Source organism: Prevotella conceptionensis 9403948, from assembly GCF_000312305.1.
In the GTDB taxonomy this organism is placed as follows: Bacteria; Bacteroidota; Bacteroidia; order Bacteroidales; family Bacteroidaceae; genus Prevotella; species Prevotella conceptionensis.
In genome coordinates this window covers 103,850-126,002 of sequence record NZ_HE999449.1, presented here as the reverse complement: position 1 = coordinate 126,002, position 22,153 = coordinate 103,850, and the positions used below count along the sequence as shown (strand labels likewise).

Below are 22,153 nucleotides of genomic sequence, written 5' to 3'. Positions count from 1 at the left end.
GGATGCTTACTTATTTCTTCACTGGTGTAGCGGGAGCAGGCGTGCTTGGTGCAGCAGGGGCTTGCGAACCTGCGCCAAAACCTGGTGTGGTGTTGGGATTTGTGGTTTGCGTTTCGGTTGCTGATTTTTCGAGAACGCTCGTTTCAGCTAACGATTTGGGCGCAACGTATGCACAAACAACGCTAAACACAACCATAGCGATAGCCAATCCCCATGTGGTTTTCTCAACAATATCGGTTGTTTTGCGTACACCCATGATAGAGTTCGACGAAGAGAATTGCGACGAAAGGCCTCCACCTTTCGACTCTTGAATGAGTACAATGGCAATCATCAGCACAGCTGCGATGACGATAAGTACTACAAAAAGACTGTAAATCATTTTCTATTTGTTTTTGTTATTTATTTTATTATCTATCTTTTGTTATTTATTGCCGACTATTAGCAGGTCAGCTACGACGACAACTACTACAAAAAGGATAAAAATCACCTTTCTATTTGTTTTTATTGTTTATTATCAATTTCTCTAAGAAACGTATTTGGTCTGCAAAGTAAACATTTTTTTTGGATAATTCAAATTTAGTCGCCTAATAATTTCAAGTGCCTTCTCAAATTTTCCTTGGCGAATGTATATCTTTGCCAATGTTTCAGTGAAATATCCATCGCCTTCGGTTGCTGTTGTCGTGGTCGTATTGTCTTCTACAACGGGCGTAAATTCGGGCTCGTCTTTCAGTTGAATCTTCCCTCCTTCATTAAAAATGAAGTTGTCTATGAGCATTTGCCCTTTCAGTTGTGGAGCCTCTTGGGGCTCAGCATGTTCTTCCGACTCTATTTCGAGCAAATAAGACACATAGTCTATTGCAGCATCAGCAGGTGTAGGTTTGCGGCGACTTTTCTGCGTTTCCTGCTCTTTGTCTTCGGGCAGCGAGTCTAAGAAATTGTCGATAAGCGATATTGTGCGACTCTCGTTGCCGTCGGTCTGCTCTTGCCGCTTTGTTCGGCGGTCTTCCGTTTTGAGCTTATAGTGTGAGGCCTCAATCATTTCGAACACCACATTGCGGTTGGTGAGATATACCGATGCTCGCCTAAGCTCCTCGTCGAAAGTGGGGTCGTGCAGAATATAAAGGTTTTGCAGCATCATCAACCTTGCAGGCTGATAATACGGATGTAGCGCAACGATGCTTCGGAGATCGTAGAGCGTCTCCTTGTCTAGCACTTCGGGATGATTGATAAGTTGCGTTAAATTCATCATTTGCGTTGTTAGTTCCGTGGCTTTACCAATTAGCCACAGTGGCATTGAATATTTGGTCTGTTAGGTCTTTCACCATTTCCCTCACCAAGCGCTCTTGCACGGCACTTAAAGGCAAGGTTGTTTCGTATGTTGCGCTAGCGGTGAACTGGCGTTCAAAGTTTTCCTTTTGGTTCTTTGTGTTGGTGAAACGCACGTTAACCGTCATGGAAAGTTCCGTTTGTGCCGAATATCCTTCGCTCGACACCGACTTGTTGCGCTGCGAATATTGCAGAATTTCGCCGTCTATACGCAAGTCGCCATTTCGTTTAACCTGCGTTAGGCGTGTATGGTTGGCAAAGATGTCCTTCAATTGGTTGTTGAACATGGGTGCCATAGGTCCCCATACGTAGCTACTTCGGTTGGGAAATTCGGCAATCTGTATGGTTTTCGTCTTGCTGTAATCAATGCTGGCTCCGTTAAACTTGTACGAAACGGAGCATGCCCACAGCACGCAAGTGCCGAGTGCGAGCGTTAATGCCAGCCTATTTACTGCTTTCCAATCCATATTGCTTTATTCTCCTATACAATGTTCGGTCTGATATGCCAAGCTCTATGGCAGCTTTCTTTCTGTTTCCTCCGTTCCTTTCAAGGGCTTTCTCCACCATTTGCCGGCCTAAGTCGTTTAGGTTTAGGCTTTCGTTGTCGGCCTCATTTATCTCTTCGGCCTCAACAAATCCATTCGTAAGGGGAGCTTGTTGTGTGGGCTGAATGGAGGCTAGGGTGGGGGATGTGTCGTAATTCTTCGTGTTCAAAGCGGCGATAGACGAAGAGTAACCAGGCAATTCTGCACCTAAGGCAACACTATCGTCTAGTCTTTTTCTCAGTCCCGACACCTCTCTGCGTAGGTCGCTCACATTACCCCGAAGTTCGTAGAGTATCTTATAGAGCAATTCGCGTTCGCTTTCATACGAGTGTGAACCCGTAGAAGAAACGGGCGCAAGCTGCGTGCTCTCTGGGTCTTGTGGTATGAACTTCTGTAAATGCGTGGCGTCTATCTCGCGTTCGCGACTTAAAATGGATATTTGTTCGGTGATGTTTTTAAGTTGTCGCACGTTCCCAGGCCATTTATATTTCAGCATCAAGGCCTTTGCATCTTCCGTCAGAGATATCCTGGGCAGCTTATACCTCTCTGCCATCTGCATGGCGAAAAGGCGGAAAAGCAAGATGATGTCGTTTCCGCGGTCGCGTAAAGGTGGCATTTGTATGGGGATGGTGTTCAGTCGATAGAACAAATCTTCCCTAAATCGCCCTTCACTGATGGCTTTTCGCATGTTCACATTGGTAGCGGCTACGATGCGCACGTTGGTTTTCATGATGCGTTGACCGCCAACTCTGATGTATTCGCCCGTTTCTAGCACGCGAAGAAGTCTTGCTTGCGTGGCCATAGGCAGCTCGCCCACCTCGTCGAGGAATATCGTACCGTTGTTGGCAACGCCAAAATAGCCCTCGCTTTCGCCGATAGCACCCGTGAACGAACCCTTTTCGTGACCGAAAAGTTCGCTGTCAATGGTGCCTTCGGGTATCGAACCGCAGTTAATTGCGAAATACTTCTCGCGTTTTCTGGGTGAGTTGTCGTGAATAACGCGTGGGATTATCTCCTTTCCTACGCCACTTTCGCCTATGATTAGTACCGACAAATCTGTTGGCGCAACCTGCATGGCAACGTCTAAGGCATGGTTCAGGGCATCGCAGTTGCCCACGATGTTATACCGTTGTTTTATCTTTTGTAGTTCCGTCGTATTCATAGGAGCAACAAAGTTACGAAAAAATAGCCGAAGAAAAGGCAGAAATATGGAAGATTAACGAATTTCGGCATTATTGTTTTAAGTTTCTGTGCCTGTGAGCTTGTAACTTTCTGTGCTCTTAAAGCCTTCAAGTCTTCATATACCTATAAGCTTGTTAACATTCATTTCGCGTTTTTGCAACCGTTAAAAAGCACGAAATCAGACTGATAAAATGTTGTAACGACTTTGCTGATGGAGCTATTTGGGAAGGTCGGCGTTGGGCGTAGAACGGTCGAACTTAATTAAAAGAAGTCCTAAGCCCGTAAATATTAACTCTCTTACACGCACAATTAAAGCAACAAATATGCCTGAACTAGATGCAATACCTAGGCCCGAAGCCGACATGAGGAAACCTCCTTCGCGCCCGCCTAGCTGCAAAGGGATGAAGAAAAGCAGGTTGGCGAAAAGGCTGGTAAAGGCCAATATCAGTATACATTCTACGTAATTGACATCGGGCATGATGACTAAAAGGATGAAATAAATTTCTAGTGCAGAGATGATGCGGCAACTTAGTTCCAGCAATACGGCCGTAACAAAGGTGGTACGGTTTTGTTTGTGCAACGCAGAAATCTGCTGGTCTACTGTGTCTAGCTGCTGTTTGTTCCGCTCGATGAACGATAACGCCCAACGTTTAACAAATGGAATGTGGCTAAGTAGGCGCATTGCCCTGAACGCAAGCCCTTTGCGATAGCCTATCATGAAGAACCAAAGCCCAAAAAAGCAAAACACCAAGCTGGCCAGAACAATGGTGAGGTGGCCAAATGTGAGTGGCTGGGTGATGAAAAACAAGGCTATCGAGACAAGCCAAAACCAAAAATGGCTGAAAATATGCGTCATGGCGTAGAGTATAACCGAAGAGGATGCCCGCTCGGTACCTATCTTTGGCGCAAGCGACATGATGCGATAGGGCTCTCCACCCATTAACCCACCAGGTGTAGCATAGTTTAAGGCAAAGCCCGAAACTGTAACTTTGTACAGCCACCAAAAGTTAATGCGGCTGTTGTTTGTAGTTGGATGCGCCGTTTCTTGTCCTTGTCCGGCTTTAATAATGATGTACCAAGCCGAGGTGTTGAGTACGTACAGAGCCATCCAAAGAGCCAGAACAGCAAAGAACCAATAGCCTGTGTGTTTTAATCCACGCCATACTTCGGCAAAGTCTAGTTGCGTTACCATGATGCCGAGCAGCACCAAGCCAAAGATGAAAAAGCCGTTTTGATATTTCTTCTTCATCCCTTTTTATTTAGGTTGCTGCTCTTCGTTGCCCTCTTTCTTTTTCGTCACGTTGAAACGCACCTTGTCGCTCTCGTCTCTTTTCTCGTGATAGAGCTTTTTCAGTGGGTTCTTATAAGGCTGGTCGTATGCTTTTCTATTCCTAAATACATCTAAGGCCAAGTAGATAGCATGCCTAAAAGCCATTTCGTTGCTTACGCCTTGCCCAGCCTTTACGTCTAACGCCTCATCATCGGTTGAGGTAACGACGGCAGAAAGTCCTGTGATAAGCCTTACGCCACCCTCGCACGAAAGGGCTTTAAAGGGAATCATTGCTTGGTCGTGATACATGGCTAGCACGCCATCGAAAGTGTCGAACTCTCTATTGCCAAAGAAACTGTCGGCTTGATAAGGACCAAAGGCCGTGTATCCCTCGGCAATAAGTTGCTTGATGGCTGGTGCTATCACCTCTTGTTCTTCCTTGCAAGGCTGGTCTTCCAGTGTAGGGTTCAGTGCCAAGACTGCTACTCGTGGTATGGAAATCATGAAATCGCGGCGCAACGAGTTGTGCAATAGGCGCACTGTGCTTTCAATTCGCTCTTTCGTTATTTCGTTAGCCACGTCTTTTATGGCCAATTCGCCCGAAAGAGTAGTGATGCGCAAGCATTCGTTGAGCCACATTTCTAGCGTCTCACCCGTTTCGCCTAGTTGCTTGGCAATGTATTGCGACAAGCTAAGGGGGTGTTCTTGGGCGGCGAAGAAGTGTTTTTCGCTTATCGGGGCGTTAACAATGGCGTTTACAATGCCAGCCTTGCAGTCGGCAACAGCCCTGTCTATGGCTTTGCGTGCTAAGGCAGCGGCAGCCTCGTTGGGCGTTCCAAACTCAATCTTTACCTCTTCGTCCGAGATGGCTAGCAAGTTAAGCCGTTCGGGTTTGGCCTCGCTGGCATGCTGAATGATAGAAAAATTAACGTCCAGGTTAAGCGCTTTCTTATGATAAGCCGCAACTTTGGGCGACCCATAGATGATGGGTGTGCAAAGTTCGGACATCTCTGGCGAGGCAAAGGTTTTGAAAATAAGTTCCATTCCGATGCCGTTGGCATCGCCTTGGGTTATGGCTATACGAAGTTTATTGTCTTCCATAGGTTTTTACTTTGTTCTTTATTTATTGGTGTTCGCCGCTGTTTTCTCGGCCTGCAATCTTTTTGGCGGTGCTGAGAAGACCGCAAGCGGCGAATATGTCTTGTCCTCTGCTGGCTCTGATGGTGGTGAACACGCCGTGGTTGGTTAGATAATCCCTGAACGTTTCCATGCGTTTCTCGTCCGAATTGTTCAAGTTCACATTGGGTATTTGGTGAAAACGGATGAGGTTCACCCTACAATCCAGTCCTTCTACAAGCTTAACCAACTGCCGTGCATGCAGTGGCGTGTCGTTTAAGCCGCCAAACATGATGTATTCGAACGAAAGCCTGCGCTGGTGGGTGAAGTCATATTGCTTTAAAAGCTCAACAATCTCTTCTATCGACAGGCCTTTTTCGGCTGGCATGATGCTAGCACGCTGTTCGGGTATGGGTGTGTGCATGCTGATGGCCACATGGCAATCGCTTTCGTCGAGAAAACGTTTGAGTTTACCTTTTACGCCTACACTACTTACCGTTATGCGTTTCGGGCTCCAAGCATAACCATAATCGGCCGTTAGTATTTGTGTTACTTTCAACACGTTATCTAGGTTGTCCATCGGCTCTCCTTGACCCATAAACACGATGTTGGTCAGCTTTTCCCGTTCGGGTAGGGCGTATATTTGGTTAAGGATGTCTTTGGCTGTTAGGTTTCCCTCAAAGCCTTGCTTGCCTGTTTGACAAAAAAGACAGTTCATTTTGCAGCCTACTTGACACGAAACGCACAGCGTGGCGCGGTCGCGGTCGGGTATATACACGGTTTCCACAAACTTACCGCTCTCTGTTGGGAACAGATATTTTATGGTTCCATCCTTAGAATATTGTGCATCGATAAACTTCGCGGCACCTATTTCGTAGCGTTGTGCTAGTTTCTCCCTATTTGTTTTCGAGATGTTTGTCATCTCTTCGATGGTTTCCACGTGCTTGTCGTATAGCCAAACGGCCATCTGCTTGCCTGCAAATGCAGGCAGTCCGTTGTCTATGGCAATGGCTTTCAGTTCGTCGAGCGTATGCCCCAGAAGTGGAATCTTGTGGTTATCCATTTATATGCTGATGTATAATATGTTGCAACAATTGAAAAAATGCCATGCAAAGTTACTACAATTTCTTGGGATAGCATGTTGAATGGCGCGTTTTCTTGCCGCTTGTGGCGTGTTACTTTGGGATGAAAACCCTCGTTTAGACCACATCTAGCTTGTTGCTTATTGGCTGAATTGACCTAACCAATGGTCTATCAGCTTGCGTGCAAGACTTAGTTTTTCGGGTATTTGCGGAAGTCTTTCACGATGAAACCATCCGCCTGCCGACAGTTCATCTTCTTGTAAGCGAAGGTTTCCGCCTTTATATCGCGCCGTAAAACCAACCATCAGCCCAATGGGGTAGGGCCAAGGCTGACTGCCGAAGTAGCGCAGAGAATCTATTTCCAACCCTGTTTCTTCTCTCACCTCACGCACTACGGCCTCTTCGAGCGATTCGCCCGTCTCTACAAAGCCTGCTATCAGGCCATAGAAGTTGCCTTTAAAGTTCTTGGCATGCACCAACAACACCTCGTCGCCCTTATATATCAACACAATAATAGCCGTAGCCAACTGTGGCCAGACTTCGTTTCCACAGCTTGTGCAGCGTTTAGAAATGTTGGTGTGCAACTTCATCGCACCGCCACACACGCCACAGAACTTTGTTTGTGCATCCCAATAATTTATCTCTCGGCACTTCCCTGCCATGAGATAGAGATTGTTTGGGAGTTTATAATACGACTGCCTTAAATCGCAGAAGGTATAGGTGGCGGGTATGGTTGTCGTATCGTCTATTGCGTACGTCTTTACGGCAAATCCTTCGGGTGTGCATTCCATCTCATGTACATTCTGTTGCGCATTGATGGTTGTTGGCGGGTTGTCTGATAAGGGAATGCCGAACGTATGGTCATCGAGCTGTTCGAGCAGCAGGTCCGATTGCTTAAATACAAACCACAGGCTTTTCATTGGCTTTCAATTAAAGGGCAGACCCTGCAAGCGTACACACAAAGCATGCGGCATTTGCAGCACGCTTGTGGGGTTTGCCTATATATAATAATGTGTTAAGACTCGTTTTTAATGTTTCGTTTTAATTACCGAAAATAAGTTTCCTGTCTCGCTCAATGGCTGGCTTAGTCCATTCTTCTGGCACGAACTTCCAATTGTTATGTGCCTGCGGATTCATCACGCCAGCCTTCTCTATCTCGTTCATCAGGTAGAAACGTTGGTCTTTCTCACTCTCAAACACAATCCTGCTCTTCAACTCTGCGCGCGGAATGCCTGCCCCCTTGGTAAGCAATTCGCCACCGCCATTGCCTCGATAGCTGTTCATAGCCACCTTATACCAGCGGTTTTCGTCGAACGGCGTACCGTCGGCCATGCTCAATATCCTCACCTTTTGTCCATCGGGCTTGGTCACATCCACTTCGTAGATGATGCCGGCTGCACTGTCGAAGTTAAAAGCCAGGTTCTTAAAGCCAAACCGTTGACGGTCTTGCTTGGCCCATTCGCTTATCTGCATGATGTGGTCGTCGGGCGATTTCATCGTATTTACCCACAGGTCGTAACTCATTTCCAAATGGTTGCGTATCTCTTTGCCCGTCATTTTAAGCACATATATTTGATTTTCGTATTTATATAGGTTGAACATGTCGCTCACATACACGTCGCCCTTGTTGATACGTGCGTCAAACGATAGCGGAGCATTAAACGAAATGTCGGCTCCCGTTATCTTTAATTGCAGGTCGTGAATAAAGTCGGTGAAGGCTGCACTGCCAAAATAGCAGTCGCGCGTGTAAATCGTGCTTTCAAAGCGCCCAATCTTCCTGTTCACAAAAGCGTTTACACTATCAATGTCGGCTTTGAAGTGTTGCACATACTTCTCGTCGATGGGCTGCCCTGTGATGTCTATCACGTCGCCCGTTATTTTCTTGCTCACCACCTTGCCCTTTGCCTTGCGTACGCTGATAGTAGCATCGCTCACCATGCAAGCATCGCACGAAGGGTCGAGGCACAGCACGTCTCTGCCTGCATTGCTCTTTATCCAACCAGCGTAACGGGTGTGGTCGTGTCCGAAAAGAATGATGTCGAACCCCTCCACTTCGCGTGCTATCGTCAGCGAAGCATCCTCATCGTAGTCGGGGGTGTGTATTCCGCCTTCGCGCCCACTATGGAAAAGGCCGATAATAACATCGGGTTTCTCTTTTGTTTGGATGTGTTTCACCCAATATTGGGCTGATTTAACCATGTTGTCGAACCGCAAACCCGTCCACAAACTCTCCTTTAACCAGTTGGGAATGGCTGGCGTTAGCAATCCCAGTACGGCCACCTTCACACCATCGCGCTTAATGATGGTATAAGGATGAACATAGGGCTTGTTTGTTCGGGTGTCGATGATGTTGGCTCCCAAGATAGGGCACTTTACCTCTTTAATCCATTTATCATATACGGGATGCCCCGTTTCGATGTCATGGTTGCCCACCGTTTGTGCATCATACTGCATGTAGTTCACCACCGATGCGGCCAAGTTGGGCATGGAGGGCTTAACGAAGTTGCAATAATAACACGTGGGTTGACCTTGAAGAATGTCGCCGTTGTCGAGCAAGATAACGTTCTTGCCATACTTCTTGCGCATTTCGTTTACATACGAACTCACCCTGGCCAACGAACCTTTCTTGTCGCGGCGGTTGATAAAGTCGTAAGGAAAGAAACTTCCGTGTACGTCGCTCGTCTGTATTACCTTGATTTCTACATTCTGAGCCTGCGTATATTGGGAAAGACTTAAACCTGTTAGGAGCATAAATAATACTTTTCTCATCTGTTTAAACATTTATAGCCGAACTGCAAAAGTACAAAATCTAATTAAAATACCCTACGAACGGGGCATAAATGTTCACGCATAAGAAGTGCAAAAGGTCTCTATTTGTTAAAAGACAACTATGAAAAACACCTGAGCGGAACGCAGTTGGAAAGTTGCTGAGTGCCTCGACGAGACAAAAGATTTCAGTAACAACATTGAAGAGAAAGAGGGAACGAAATCTCCACGAGCTTAATCAACTTTGTGTTGTGCACGAAATGTCATCAATTGGAGGAGACGGGGTGTACTGCACAACAGCCACAATATATTCGTCGCCGTCTGTGTCGATGAACGTCGCGTTATAACCCAACGGCTGCCAAAGCTCGTTGAGTGCATTGCACCAATGAGGTATATCTGCTTGTTCATCAAAGTGTTCCTGCGGCACGGACAAGTTATTTGCCTGCGCCCTTCTCAGGTCTGTCATCTGCCATACAAACTCTTCCAGACCCTCTTTCCAGTCAAACATGGCAATGACTTCTGCCTCTGCTAACACGTACAGCAGTCCCTCGCTGCACAACACGTCTGGCTGGTCATGATACATATCCCATATATCGACATACGCGTCATTGTACCACCCGTCACGCGTAATCTGTGCTGAATAAAAAGCTTCGGGCGATTCAAGAAGTTCCTCGACAGTCTGCATCACGTCCGCTTCTTCGCCAGCAAGCTTTTTCGCAAGTTCACGTAACGAATCTTTATCCGTAGGCAAATCTATCTGTGGCACAAACGGTAACGGTTTCGTATCTGGTGCCGCAGAGAGGAGAAACGGACCAAGCAATGGGAAACCGAAAAACAGTGCACCCAACACGCCAATTATGCCCTTAACCCACGCGCCCTGCTGGAACATTTCAACGGCCATTGTGCTGCCCAAGACAACAAAGGCGATGAGGACCAGCATGAAACACCCTTCCGTCAGTTTTTCTTTCATATCGTTCTCTGTTTAAAAGTTCATGTCAACAAGGCTTTGCAATGTCAATGTTGTTTCCATATCTCTGGCACACTGTCAACTGCCGAACAAAATGAACTCATCGCACTTGCCTGCTGCAAAGATAGGATTAATTTTTGACATTTCGTTATATTGCCGTGCCATAAATGCCGTATCGATGTACCATGTGCACAGCAAAAGGCCTGCTCTTCGCATGCTATATGCATGATAAGCTTGATTGTTGGCCAACTTATAAGCTAAGGAGGTGATGTCTGGCCCCAAATTATAGTTTCCAAATAAGTTGCAAGTCGGCATCTGCCTGGTCTTTCTGTGTGGTGGAATGGGCGTTAGGTCTAGCCTTCGGAATATAAAGGCGGTGCGTATAACCCAGTTTGGCTAAGAGCAGCAGGTGGCTGTTTATCGCCACTCGTCCCAACAATGCTGCCCGATAGCCCCTGCCAAAGAACGAGGGAAAAAGGAAATTATAACGCAATCCACGTTCGTAGGTATAAATTCTGGTGTCGAAACTGTTCGTGTTGAAATAGCCAACAACAGCATCTAGCTTTGTTTTGGCCGTTTGCCAGCCACCGCAAAGGCAAGTCATCCATCCGCTTTTAAGACCATTACCTTGTATCATTACGCCGTCGGCCTGTATCTTGGCATGCCAATTATCCGCAGTTAGGCTGTAGGCCAGTCGGCAACGGTTCTCCTTCTTGTCGATAACCTGATGGCTACCAGCCGCATTCTCTTGTTTAACTTTAAACCGATAACGTGCTGTCCAGGTTGCATTTCCGCGTGCAAAAGTGGCGGTAAGCATGTTGTCCCACGCTGTCGATGCGGTAGACACCCGATAACGGGGTTGCGGAAAATAAGCATAATCGCTATAAGCACTTACCAACCAACCTTGTGCCAGCTGCCAATTTGCACCAATGTACAGGCCACTTTCATTGTTTACGCGACCACCTTCGCTAAAACTCTGCGCCAAAAGTGCTTGATAACGATAGGTATAAAAACGCTGAACAAGCCTTAAATCCAATCTCGACGATAGGCAGAAGGAGAGCATGTTAATGGTGGCAAGCGCCTGATTTTTGTCTATTGCCGTTTCGCCTGCTATCGTTAGCCGCCTGCTTAGATAGCCATAATCAATGCCCACATTATAGAATTGTCGGCCACGGGCTGCATATTTGCGAAATCTTTGTGCCGTGTCGGGGCGCAGTTCGTGGTTAAATTCGGTGTATAATGCCGTTAGCCCAATGTGAAACCCATTGCGTAAGAAGTTTAAGTTAGAACCTACCAAACCTTGCAAGGCGTTGTGTTTGTGTGCCAGTTCGGTTTTGGTGCGGTGATAGCCTGTCTTCAATATCGTTTTTATGGCGTTTCCGTCTTTCGTTGGGGTTGTGTCGATATGCCTATACGAACCAAATAACGATAGGTCTAGCCCCTTAGCGAGGTTCACTGTGGCTGCCGCGCCTTGCAAATAATTGCCTTCCCACCGCGACGAATGCCCTCGAATATGTCCCGTTGTTCTGCCTAATGTGGCCAGCGATGCCTGTTTTCCAAAGCCATAATCGTTATTTATCACCAAGCCCATGCCGAAACGAAGGCGATAACGTCCCACGGTAGCAGCCTTTATCCTGCCAAGTTTGCGCACCAACAGATAGAAAGAATAAAAGTCGTAACCCCCTTTGTTGCGATTACTGAAAAAAGGTTCGCCTGCATCTTGCGATGCCAATAGTCCTGCCTTGACGTATTCGCCAAGGCGAAAATCATATCTTAGCCAATGACGAACATCGTAGCCCAAATGCTTTTTGCTTGCAGGCGACTCGCCTGTTAGTGGAAATTTCACTTCGGCGGCCACTTGGTGTTTGCCATACTTGATGATGTTGCGTAGGGTGGGGAAGGTTTGACGTTTGTCTTCGTCCACATAAACAAAGCATTGCAACAACAGTCGCGTATCATAATCAATAGTTTCTATCAACGCCAACTCGGAAAGCGAGCGCATGGGTGCATAGTGATAAAGGTATTCGCAGATGCCTTCCACCTGCTGTGCAGAGAGAAACGGCAGGCGTTCTAGGTCTTCGCGCGTGGCGGTATTTAGGTTTAACGCATGTGCTTGCAAATCGGATAAGGTTTCATACGCATCGGCGTTGGTCTCTTCCATCTGCTCGTTGTTCTCCAACCACCGCTGATAATATTCCTCCCATCTTGTTTCGTCCTGTGCCGACGATGGGAGAAAGCATATCATAACAAGCAAAAATGCCACATAACGTATCTTCATGGATAGATTAAGTTGAATGTTTTTACAAAGTTAAGCATAAAAGTTCGTAATGTACGCAAAACAAGTTGTTTTTTCGTTTTCATACTGATTTTACCCTGCTTAGTGAAGAAAATCAAGGCCAACATGTACTACTACGCACACCCTTTGTCCTTAATCCGCTCGATGAGCATCGCTTTCAAACTATATTTCAGTCATTTCTTTTTGTTAAATATGGTGCTATTATTTTACAAAACACACTCTGTGTGGCACATCATTCTAGAAGAAACAAATGCTCTTAAGCATACATTTTGCTGCTGTTTTCAGTCTTGTCGATTTCTTTTTCGGTCCATTTTTAAGCAGTTCACCTGTATTTTGCACCATTTTGCCTTTCTAGTTTGGTTGCAGGTTCGTAATTTTTCATGCCCAAATCCCCACTTTTAGCCCCTAAAACCCCACTTTTTAATGTATGTTTTGCCCCATTTGAGCCATATTTTAGTGGATCGAAGAGGTCTTGTTTATGCCATTTGACTGTATTTTTATGCTTTTTGGCTCACATTTAGCAGCATTTTGCACTGCGTTTAGCGGCATTTTACCTTGCATTTAGCATCAAAACGCATTGCATTTAGCACCAAAACGCATTGCGTTTAGCACCAAAATGCACTGCGTTTTGCGGCATATTGCACTACATTTTGCTATAAATAGCCCAAAAGTTGGTGTAAATGACGACTTCTTTAAATAAATATTCATTTTACCGCATTCACATCCTAATCCCTTTTTGCATCAAAACCAACCTTCGCGAGAATCGATTTTTTGCGGCAAGATGGGCAGTCGCTGGCAAAAAAGTCACTCATAATGTTAAAATTTATACCAAAAAGATTACAATGGTTGACGAGGGTACGAGTCACCGAGTTGACCAGTTGACCAGTTAACCAGTTGACAAATTGATGAGTTGATGAGTTGACAAGTTAACCAGATGTCAAGTTGACAAGTTAACCAAATGTCAAGTTGACAAGTTAACAAGTTGACCAGCTAACGGGTTAACAAGTTAATAGGCGCAGCCATCTTTTCACCTTTTCACTTTTTCACCCTTTCACCTTTAAAACGCCTTTTCATCTTTTCACCCTTTCACCATTAAACCACTTTTTCACCTTTAAATTCAGCGTTTTTTCATTGATTTTCGCTAACTTTGCCATTAATGAAAATGCGGCATGTAATCATTGTTTGCGGTATGTGCATTGGCGTTTCGGCCCAAAGCAAGACTTGGACAGCAACAGACACCCTGTTGCTGAACCGCATTTATCGCTACGCCGACAGTTGTTACGCACGCCCCATCGACACCACCTACTATTCGTACACACGTTATACCATCGACATTCGTCGTAAAAACATTTTGTTAATGGCCGTGCCAAACCTGTTCGATTTGGCTCGAAGTGGCAAGCGGCACTTTATGGGCGAGAGTATAAGAAGGCATACATATAACAAAAATGCGGGGCACAACACGCAAACACTGGTTTCGTACACCACACTTCCTCACAGCGAAAACATCCTTCCGCCGGCCATTAAGTATCTATCGCCAAAGCTTTACGATGTAACATTAGTAGACAAGTTTCTCTTGTCGCCCTTCAATAGGCACAACAAAATGTTTTACCAATTAAGGTTCTTGTCGCAAACAGACAGTCTTGTGTTGCTAAGTTTCAAGCCCAAGGTAGACAATACGCAGCTGGTTAAGGGCAATGCCATCATTGAAAAGCATACGGGTAGGGTGATAACCTGCCATGCCGAAGGCGAATACGACATGCTGCGCTTTGAGCTAGACACCGACACGGGCGACAAGGAACACGACAAACTTGCGGTGAGAAGCTGCATCTTGCGCACCACCTTCAAGTTTATGGGCAACCAAATGGCGGCCACTTACCGCGTTAACTACGACCTTTCGCCCATAGACAGCGCGAAAGTGTACCCCAACAAGCCCGCGTTCACCATTAATTTGCTACGCAAGGATAGCCTTACACGCATTGAAAGAGAAATATTTAAGCCCGTATTTCTGGCTGACATACGCCAAGACACGGTGAGAACCCAACCCGATAGGCCACGTGGCATGTTCTGGCGCAAGCTTGGCGACTATTTGGTAGACCGCATTGGCAGCGACTTTGGCAAGTCTAATCAAGGTTATTTCCGCCTAAACGCCCCCTTCGATCCCTTTTATATGGAGTATTCGCCCAGTCGTGGGTTTACTTATATGAACGATTTTAGGTTGGGATACACCTTCAGTCCGCGCACATCATTGTTCGTTCAGCTCAAGGCAGGATATTTCTTTCGCGAGAAACGCATTACGTTTTATGCGCCAGTGGTGTTTTATTACAACCGCGAGCGCAACTTTTACTCGCGGTTTGAACTGAGTACAGGCAACCGCATATACAGTTCCACCATCGCCGACCGCGTGTCGGAGTCGCTATTAAGTAAGTTTTTCGACATTGGCAAGGACCTATATCAGTTTACCGACCGCTATATGAAGTTCGATACCAACATCGATTTCTCCTCGAAATGGGGCTTGCGTGTTGGCTTTGTGTTCCACAAGCGCAAACCATTAGACCCCTCGGCCTTCGAGTTGTTGTCCTTCCCTGTGGTATTTCGGTCTTTCGCCCCTTCCTTCGAACTGTCTATACGCCCTTTGGGATGGAAAGGACCGATATTCATCATCGACTACGAGCGCAGCTTACCCCATGCGTTTAAGTCGAACACCTCTTACGAACGATGGGAAATAGATGGACAATACCTTCTTCGCCTGTCCCGACTTCGCGCCTTATCCATGCGCCTTGGCACAGGGTTCTATACGCAAAAGGGACGTTCTTCTTACTTTCTCGACTACTCCAACTTTCGCGAGAACACCATCCCAGGAGGGTGGAACGATGGTTGGACGGGCGAATTCGAACTGCTTAACGCAAGCAGGTACAATGCCTCGAACTATTATGTGCGCGGTAATTTCACTTACGAAACACCGTTATTGGCCGTGAGTTGGCTGCCCTTGGTGGGGCATTACATAGAGATGGAACGCATCTATGTAAGTGCACTGAGCGTTAAATCATTGCACCCATACCTTGAATGCGGCTACGGCTTTACCACAAGGCTTTTTAGTATTGGTGCATTTGTCTCCAATCGTAACTGGAAATTCGATGGCTTTGGCTTGAAATTCGGATTTGAACTGTTTCGACATTGGTAGAGAAAACATCGCAAACTTTATATTTCCAAGAAAACATATAACACTATGCATACCCCATTAACCGTTTATAAGGCAAGCGCAGGTAGCGGAAAGACGTTCACTTTGGCGGTGAACTACATCAAGATACTGCTGAACAATCCGCATAGCTACCGAAACATACTTGCCGTGACCTTTACCAACAAGGCCACCGAAGAGATGAAGTTGCGCATTTTGAGCCAGCTTTATGGCATTTGGAAACTTTTGCCCAGTTCGAAAGGCTACCTAGACAAGATTACGAACGAACTAGGTATCAGTCCAGAGTATGCCTCGCAACAGGCAGGAACGGCTTTGAGCAACCTGTTACACAATTACAACTATTTTAGAGTTGAAACCATCGACACCTTTTTCCAAGCTGTTTTGCGAAACTTAGCACGTGAATTGGATCTCACCGCTAACTTGCATGTGGGCTTGAATGATAGTCAGGTGGAACAACAAGCCGTAGATAAGCTGATAGAAGAGCTTAGTCCTAACAGCAAGGTGCTGAAATGGATAATGGAATACATCCAACAGAACATCGCCGACGATAAGAGTTGGAATGTGATTGGGCAGATAAAGCGTTTTGGCGAGAACATCTTTAAGGATGTTTACAAAGACAACAGAAAACAATTGAGCGCACTAATGGTCAACGAAGAGGCGTTTGACAGTTACGTTAAAACCATGAGGGCATTGGCAAAAGCGGCCGAACACAAGCTTGTTGGCATTGGCGAAGGGTTTGAACAGCTGTTGGAAGAAAACCAATTGTTGGTTGCCGACTTTTCTTATAAGGAGAAGGGCGTTTGCGGTTACTTCATGAAGTTGAAAAATGGGCAGGTAGAAGACGACAAGCTGCTAACCAAGCGTGTGCTCGACGCCCTTGAAGCCCCCAACGCCTGGGTGGGAAAGAAAGAGCAGAACGGCGATGGACATGCGTTAACCGTGGTGAGAAACGTGCTGTTCGACTATTTGAACGACTCGGAAAAGCTGCGTAAAGAGCAGGTGAAACTGCTTAAATCGGCCAAGCTTACCTTGCGCCACCTGGATCAACTGCGCCTTTTGGACAAGATAGAAACGCAGGTGCGCGAACTTAACGAGCAGTCGAACCGCTTTTTGTTGAGCGACACGCAAACCCTTTTGCACGCCCTGATACACGATAGCGACTCGCCTTTTATCTTCGAGAAGATAGGAACACAACTCGAACACATCATGATTGACGAGTTTCAAGATACAAGCACGGTGCAATGGGCCAATTTTAAGGTGCTGTTGCAAGAGTGTATGAGCCACAACCAATCGCAAAGCTTGATTGTGGGCGACGTGAAACAAAGCATATACAGATGGCGTTCGGGCGACTGGCGACTGCTGAACGAGATTGAAAAGCAATTTGCAGGCTCGCCGCATGCCTTTAAAATTGAGCGAATGACCACCAACTATCGCTCGGAGCGCAACATCGTTGACTTTAACAACGCATTTTTCGAGGCGGCATGTGCCATCGAACAGCACGAGTTGGAGGAGAAAAGCCCAACGGGAGCGCAGCAAATGCAGGTGGCTTACCAAGACGTGAAACAGTTGGTGCCCACTAGTAAGGAGCAGAAGGGTAGGGTTGAGGTATGCCTTCTGAGCAAGGACGATTGCGAACAGCGTATCCTGGCCAAGATATGCCACACGATAAAGAACCTGTTGGAGCAAGGAGCAAGGCCCAAAGACGTGGCCATATTGGTAAGAAACAACAATTCTATCGCACTTATTGCCGACTATATGATGGTGCATTTGCCCGAAGTGCGATTGGTTTCGGACGAAGGCTTTAAGCTGCAAGCCTCTGTTGCCGTGCAAATTATCATGGGTGCACTGCGCGTTTTGGCCAATCCTGCCGACCGTTTGCTGCAAGCTAACCTGGCCACCACTTATCAAACGCACATCTTGGGCAATGCCATTGGCGACCGCGAAATGCTTAAACGCGATGCCGATGTGGCCAGTTTTCTGCCCAACAAGTTCTGGAACAACCACCAACAACTAATGGCCATGCCCATATTCAACATCGTTGAAGAGGTGTATCAGGCTTTTCAGCTAGAACGATTGTCGGAACAAAGTGCATACATCTGCACCTTCTACGATAGGCTGAACAAGTTTTTGGTGGACAATTCGGCCGACCTAAACGCTGTAATCGACGAATGGGAGAACGACATGAAGGACCGTGCCATACAGAGTGACGAGCTTAACGGCGTGCGGTTACTTACCATTCATAAGAGTAAAGGACTGGAATTTGCCCATACCATCGTGCCTTTCTGCGACTGGCAGTTGGAGAGAACGGGTGGAACGCTATGGTGTCAGCCCGACGAACCACCGTTCAACGCCTTGCCGTTGGTGCCCGTAGACCTCTATCCCAAACAACTAATGGGGTCGGTTTACGAGAAAGACTACCTGCACGAGCATCTACAAACGATAGTAGACAACATGAACTTGCTGTATGTGGCGTTCACAAGGGCAGGCCGAAACCTCTTTGTGATGGGCGAAAAAGACAAAGCGGGCAGTCGTTCTGCTGTTATTGGGCAATGTATCGAACAGCTAACGGGCATGTTGCCAGGCAGTACGCTTGAAACAACAGCCGAAGAAGACTTGGAATTTAAGTACGGAACCTTATCCATAGACACAGCGGAGGAGAAGGCGAAAGGCAAATCCGACAACGTATTTAACACCATTCCATCGCCCTTTACCTTTGATGTGAAGGTGTACGAGAGCAAGGCCCAGTTCTTACAGAGCAACAAAAGTTCGGACTTTATCGGTGGAGAAGACGACAACGCTCAACAAAACAACTACATCAAACTGGGCCGTGTGCTGCACGCGGTGTTTGCTCAGATACGTACATTAGCCGATGTGCCCAACGTGTTAAGGCAGTTGGAGCAAGACGGTGTGCTATACGATAGCGACCTAACCAAAGAAAAACTGATAGAGATGTTGAACAAACGCTTTGCCGATAAGCGCGTAAAAGAGTGGTTTTCGGATGGTTGGAAACTGTTTAACGAATGTTCCATACTATCGGTAGACCCTGTTACCAACGCTGTTGTGACGCACCGTCCTGACCGCGTGATAACAAATGGCGAGGAAATGCGGGTTATCGACTTTAAGTTTGGCAAGCCCAAGGAAGAACACCACGCACAAGTGGCCAGTTACATGGCCTTGCTAGAAACGATGGGTTATAAGCAAGTAAGTGGCTATCTGTGGTATGTTTACAGTAATAAGATTGAGGAAGTGAAATGAGAAAGACTTTTTTAGAATACGTTGCCGAAGACTTGTTGAAGAAATTTGGCACAGACCTGTCGCGCGTAACGCTTGTTTTCCCCAACAAACGCGCATCCTTATTCCTTAACGAGCATCTGGCACGCATGGCAGATGGACCGTTATGGAGTCCCGTTTGCACCACCATCAGCCAGTTGTTTCGTGTTAGGAGTGAACGAATAGTGGCCGACGACATCAAACTGGTGTGCGACCTTTATCGCATTTACGTTCAATGCACGGGCTCGACCGAAACGCTCGACCACTTTTATGGTTGGGGAATGCTGATGCTAAGCGATTTCGACGACATTGACAAGAACCTGGCCGATGCCGCAGACGTGTTTAGAAACCTGAGCAACATTCACGAACTGGACGATGTTTCATACCTTACCGACGAACAACGAGAGGCACTGAAACGCTTTTTCAGTAACTTCTCTGACGATTATAACTCGGAGTTGAAGAAACGTTTCTTGCAGTTATGGCAAAATTTTGGCGACATATATAATAGGTATAACGCCCATCTGCAAGAAGAAGGGCTAGCCTACGAGGGTGCACTTTATCGTGAAGTGGCCTGTAACGAGAACGTGAGTTTCGATGCAGAGGCTTATGTGTTTGTGGGTTTCAACATGTTGCAGAAGGTAGAACAGAAACTGTTTGCCCGACTGGAAAAGGCAGGTAAGGCCAAGTTTTATTGGGATTTCGACCGCTATTACATGGAAGGGGCCAACAACGAGGCTGGACATTACATCCGTCAATACCTCGATGCTTTTCCCAACGAGTTGTTTAACCGCGATGAAGAGATATACGACAACTTCCGCCAAGAGAAAAAAATGCAGTTCGTGTCGGCCTCCACAGAAACCATTCAGGCTCGCTTTGTGGGGCATTGGCTGCAAAACGACGCCTTTGTTCAGGCAGGACGAAAGACGGCTGTGGTGCTGTGCGGCGAGAACTTGCTGCAAACCGTGGTGCATAGCTTGCCTCCACAGGTAGAGAACGTGAACATCACCACGGGCTTTCCCTTGGCGCAGTCGCCCGTTTTTTCGTTTGTCAATGCGCTCATCTCCTTGCAAACCGCCGGCTACACCAAGAGTTCGGGGCGTTATAGGCTACAATATGTGCGGCCAGTGCTTAGGCATCCGTATAGCCTTTTTCTCTCGGAGAATTGCAGTAAACTGCTGGCCACGCTCGAAGAACATCACACCTATTATCCGTTAAGGCAAGACTTGGCCATAGATGAAGGCTTGTCCTTGTTGTTTGCCAACTTAGAAGACGGTGTTGAAGATGTGCAAACCTACCATGCTAAGCTGGTGGCCTGGGTGTTGCAATTGCTGAAATGTGTGGGCACGAGCACACAAGAAACCAACGACCACCTAATGAAAGAGGCCATATATAGGATGTACACCTTGTTTAACCGCTTGCACGAGTTGATTATTTCGGGCGACCTCTCGGTAGATTTGATAACCTTGTTGCGATTGATTACACAGCTGGTGCAGGCCACTAGCATTCCTTTCCACGGCGAACCTGTTGTAGGTTTGCAAGTAATGGGCGTGTTAGAAACCCGTAACTTGGATTTCGACAACATTTTGTTGCTGTCGTGCAACGAAGGCAACATGCCCAAAGGTGTTAACGATGCCTCGTTTATTCCTTATTCGATACGCAAGGCGCACGGGCTTACAACCGTAGACCACAAGGTGGCTATCTATTCTTATTACTTCCACCGACTGTTGCAACGTGCGAAGAACGTCACCATATTATATAACAATTCAACCGAAGACGGACACACGGGAGAGATGAGCCGCTTTATGTTGCAAATGCTTGTTGAGAGCGGTCATCAGATTGAACGACTATCGTTACAGGCCGGACAAACGCCCAATGTGTTGCAGCCGCACGCCGTTAGGAAAACGCAAAGCATCATGGAAGAGATGCTGAAACTTGAAAAGCTGTCGCCAACGGCCATCAATCGCTACCTGCGTTGCCAACTATTGTTCTTCTATAACATCGTGGCTGGATTGAAAGAAAGTGACGATGAAACCGACGATATTGACAACAGAACCTTTGGCAACATCTTCCATAAAAGCTCTCAGCTAATTTACGAGCAGCTGATGGATGCCAATTCGACCGTTACCGACCGCGCCATTAAGGATTTTCTTGCGGACAAGTCGGCCTTGCAGCACGTTGTGGATAGGGCGTTTAACGAAGAATTGTTTAAGGTGTCTAACACCAATCAGCGGCCAGAATACAATGGGTTGCAGCTGATTAATCGCGGAGTGATTATCTCTTACTTGAAGAAACTGTTGCAGATGGACCTCGCCTTGACGCCTTTCCGCATACTGGCAATGGAAAAGCAGGTGTATAACGACGTGCCTTTTTATGTAGACGGCAAGCAACACCCCTTGAAAATAGGTGGTTATGTAGACCGGTTGGACGAAGTGGACGAGGGTGTGGGGAAGGTAATCCGTGTGGTGGACTACAAGACTGGGCGGAAACCACAGACGGGAGTTGCCACTTTTGAGGACATATTCTCGGGCGAAAAGGTGACCAAGAACCACGCCGACTATTTCTTTCAGACATTCCTTTACGCCTCGATTGTGCGCGATTCGGCCTTTTGGAATGCGCAGGAACTGCCCGTTAGTCCAGCCTTGTTGTTTATTCAGCAGGCATCGACCGAAGAAAACGACCCAGTGTTGCGCCTAGGCAAAGAACGCGTAGACGATGTGGCCACATATCGCGATGAGTTTTGGGCGGGTTTGCAGTCGCTCTTGGAAGAAATTTTCGACAGAAACCGCCCGTTCGAACCCACCGAAGATAGGGAACGATGCACGCGTTGCCCCTATCGGCAGGTGTGCTATCAATAAGAAAAGTTATTTTAGCCCAAATCAGTTGTTTAGTAAAAGGCTAAAAGACGGCCTTTAACAAACTGATTTGGGTTAAAATGTTTGAAGTGCGCCTAGTGGCGCAGGCTCTTATCTCTCCGTCATCGCCCGGCCGTAAAGGCAGACGGAGAGGTTGTGTGTACTGCAGTTATCACTACTTCCCGATACATTCCTTCGTCAGCATCTCCTGTTTCGTCGGCAAGCAGGACCATGGTTCGGGCAACTTCGTGGAGATACTTTACACAGGTAGTAGGGTAAGCATCC

13 protein-coding genes and 1 pseudogene are annotated in these 22,153 nt (G+C 46.9%); 3 read left to right on the top strand and 11 right to left on the bottom strand.

Going from position 1 to position 22,153, the window contains the following annotated elements:
• Positions 1-10: 10 nt before the first annotated feature.
• The 11 genes and pseudogenes from secG to BN93_RS11105 all read right to left on the bottom strand — a co-directional run bounded on the left by secG (position 11) and on the right by BN93_RS11105 (position 12,532).
• Positions 11-379, bottom strand: a complete 369-nt coding sequence (gene secG / locus BN93_RS11160) for a preprotein translocase subunit SecG (protein ID WP_044260559.1) — start codon at positions 377-379, stop codon at positions 11-13.
• A gap of 112 nt (positions 380-491) precedes the next feature.
• Positions 492-1,246 (bottom strand): annotated as a pseudogene (locus BN93_RS11155) (tetratricopeptide repeat protein).
• A 25-nt stretch (positions 1,247-1,271) separates the two neighbouring features.
• Positions 1,272-1,793, bottom strand: coding sequence for an LPS assembly lipoprotein LptE (gene lptE, locus BN93_RS11150; RefSeq protein ID WP_019188400.1), 522 nt, complete (start codon positions 1,791-1,793; stop codon positions 1,272-1,274).
• Positions 1,771-3,033, bottom strand: a complete 1,263-nt coding sequence (locus BN93_RS11145) for a sigma-54 interaction domain-containing protein (RefSeq protein WP_019188399.1) — start codon at positions 3,031-3,033, stop codon at positions 1,771-1,773. The genes lptE and BN93_RS11145 overlap by 23 nt, the downstream gene beginning before the upstream one ends.
• 237 nt (positions 3,034-3,270) lie before the next feature.
• Entirely contained in the window at positions 3,271-4,302 is a 1,032-nt protein-coding gene (locus tag BN93_RS11140; RefSeq protein WP_019188398.1) for a lysylphosphatidylglycerol synthase transmembrane domain-containing protein, read from the bottom strand.
• A 6-nt stretch (positions 4,303-4,308) separates the two neighbouring features.
• Positions 4,309-5,424, bottom strand: coding sequence for a PdxA family dehydrogenase (locus tag BN93_RS11135; RefSeq protein WP_019188397.1), 1,116 nt, complete (start codon positions 5,422-5,424; stop codon positions 4,309-4,311).
• A gap of 22 nt (positions 5,425-5,446) precedes the next feature.
• On the bottom strand, positions 5,447-6,502 hold the full coding sequence (gene rlmN, locus BN93_RS11130) for a 23S rRNA (adenine(2503)-C(2))-methyltransferase RlmN (protein WP_019188396.1): 1,056 nt from the start codon (positions 6,500-6,502) through the stop codon (positions 5,447-5,449).
• Between the two features lie 159 nt (positions 6,503-6,661).
• On the bottom strand, positions 6,662-7,441 hold the full coding sequence (gene nudC / locus BN93_RS11125) for an NAD(+) diphosphatase (protein ID WP_019188395.1): 780 nt from the start codon (positions 7,439-7,441) through the stop codon (positions 6,662-6,664).
• A gap of 121 nt (positions 7,442-7,562) precedes the next feature.
• The gene (locus BN93_RS11120) at positions 7,563-9,302 is read right to left on the bottom strand and encodes a bifunctional metallophosphatase/5'-nucleotidase (protein ID WP_019188394.1); all 1,740 of its coding nucleotides are present in this window, start codon (positions 9,300-9,302) and stop codon (positions 7,563-7,565) included.
• Between the two features lie 223 nt (positions 9,303-9,525).
• Positions 9,526-10,257: a DUF6630 family protein gene (locus BN93_RS11115; RefSeq protein ID WP_019188393.1), complete on the bottom strand. Its 732-nt coding sequence runs from the start codon at positions 10,255-10,257 to the stop codon at positions 9,526-9,528.
• A gap of 280 nt (positions 10,258-10,537) precedes the next feature.
• Positions 10,538-12,532: a helix-hairpin-helix domain-containing protein gene (locus BN93_RS11105; protein ID WP_019188391.1), complete on the bottom strand. Its 1,995-nt coding sequence runs from the start codon at positions 12,530-12,532 to the stop codon at positions 10,538-10,540.
• 1,180 nt (positions 12,533-13,712) lie between these two features.
• On the opposite strand from BN93_RS11105, the gene BN93_RS11095 reads away from it, so the two are divergent.
• The 3 genes from BN93_RS11095 to BN93_RS11085 are packed head-to-tail and all read left to right on the top strand — an operon-like array spanning position 13,713 to position 21,871.
• Positions 13,713-15,731 (top strand): DUF5686 family protein, encoded by a 2,019-nt coding sequence (locus BN93_RS11095; protein WP_232211174.1) that lies wholly within the window; start codon positions 13,713-13,715, stop codon positions 15,729-15,731.
• 21 nt (positions 15,732-15,752) lie between these two features.
• Positions 15,753-19,001, top strand: coding sequence for a UvrD-helicase domain-containing protein (locus tag BN93_RS11090; protein ID WP_394329931.1), 3,249 nt, complete (start codon positions 15,753-15,755; stop codon positions 18,999-19,001).
• A complete protein-coding gene (locus BN93_RS11085) occupies positions 18,998-21,871 on the top strand; it encodes a PD-(D/E)XK nuclease family protein (protein WP_019188387.1) in 2,874 nt (957 codons plus the stop codon). The genes BN93_RS11090 and BN93_RS11085 overlap by 4 nt, the downstream gene beginning before the upstream one ends.
• Positions 21,872-22,153: the final 282 nt, after the last annotated feature.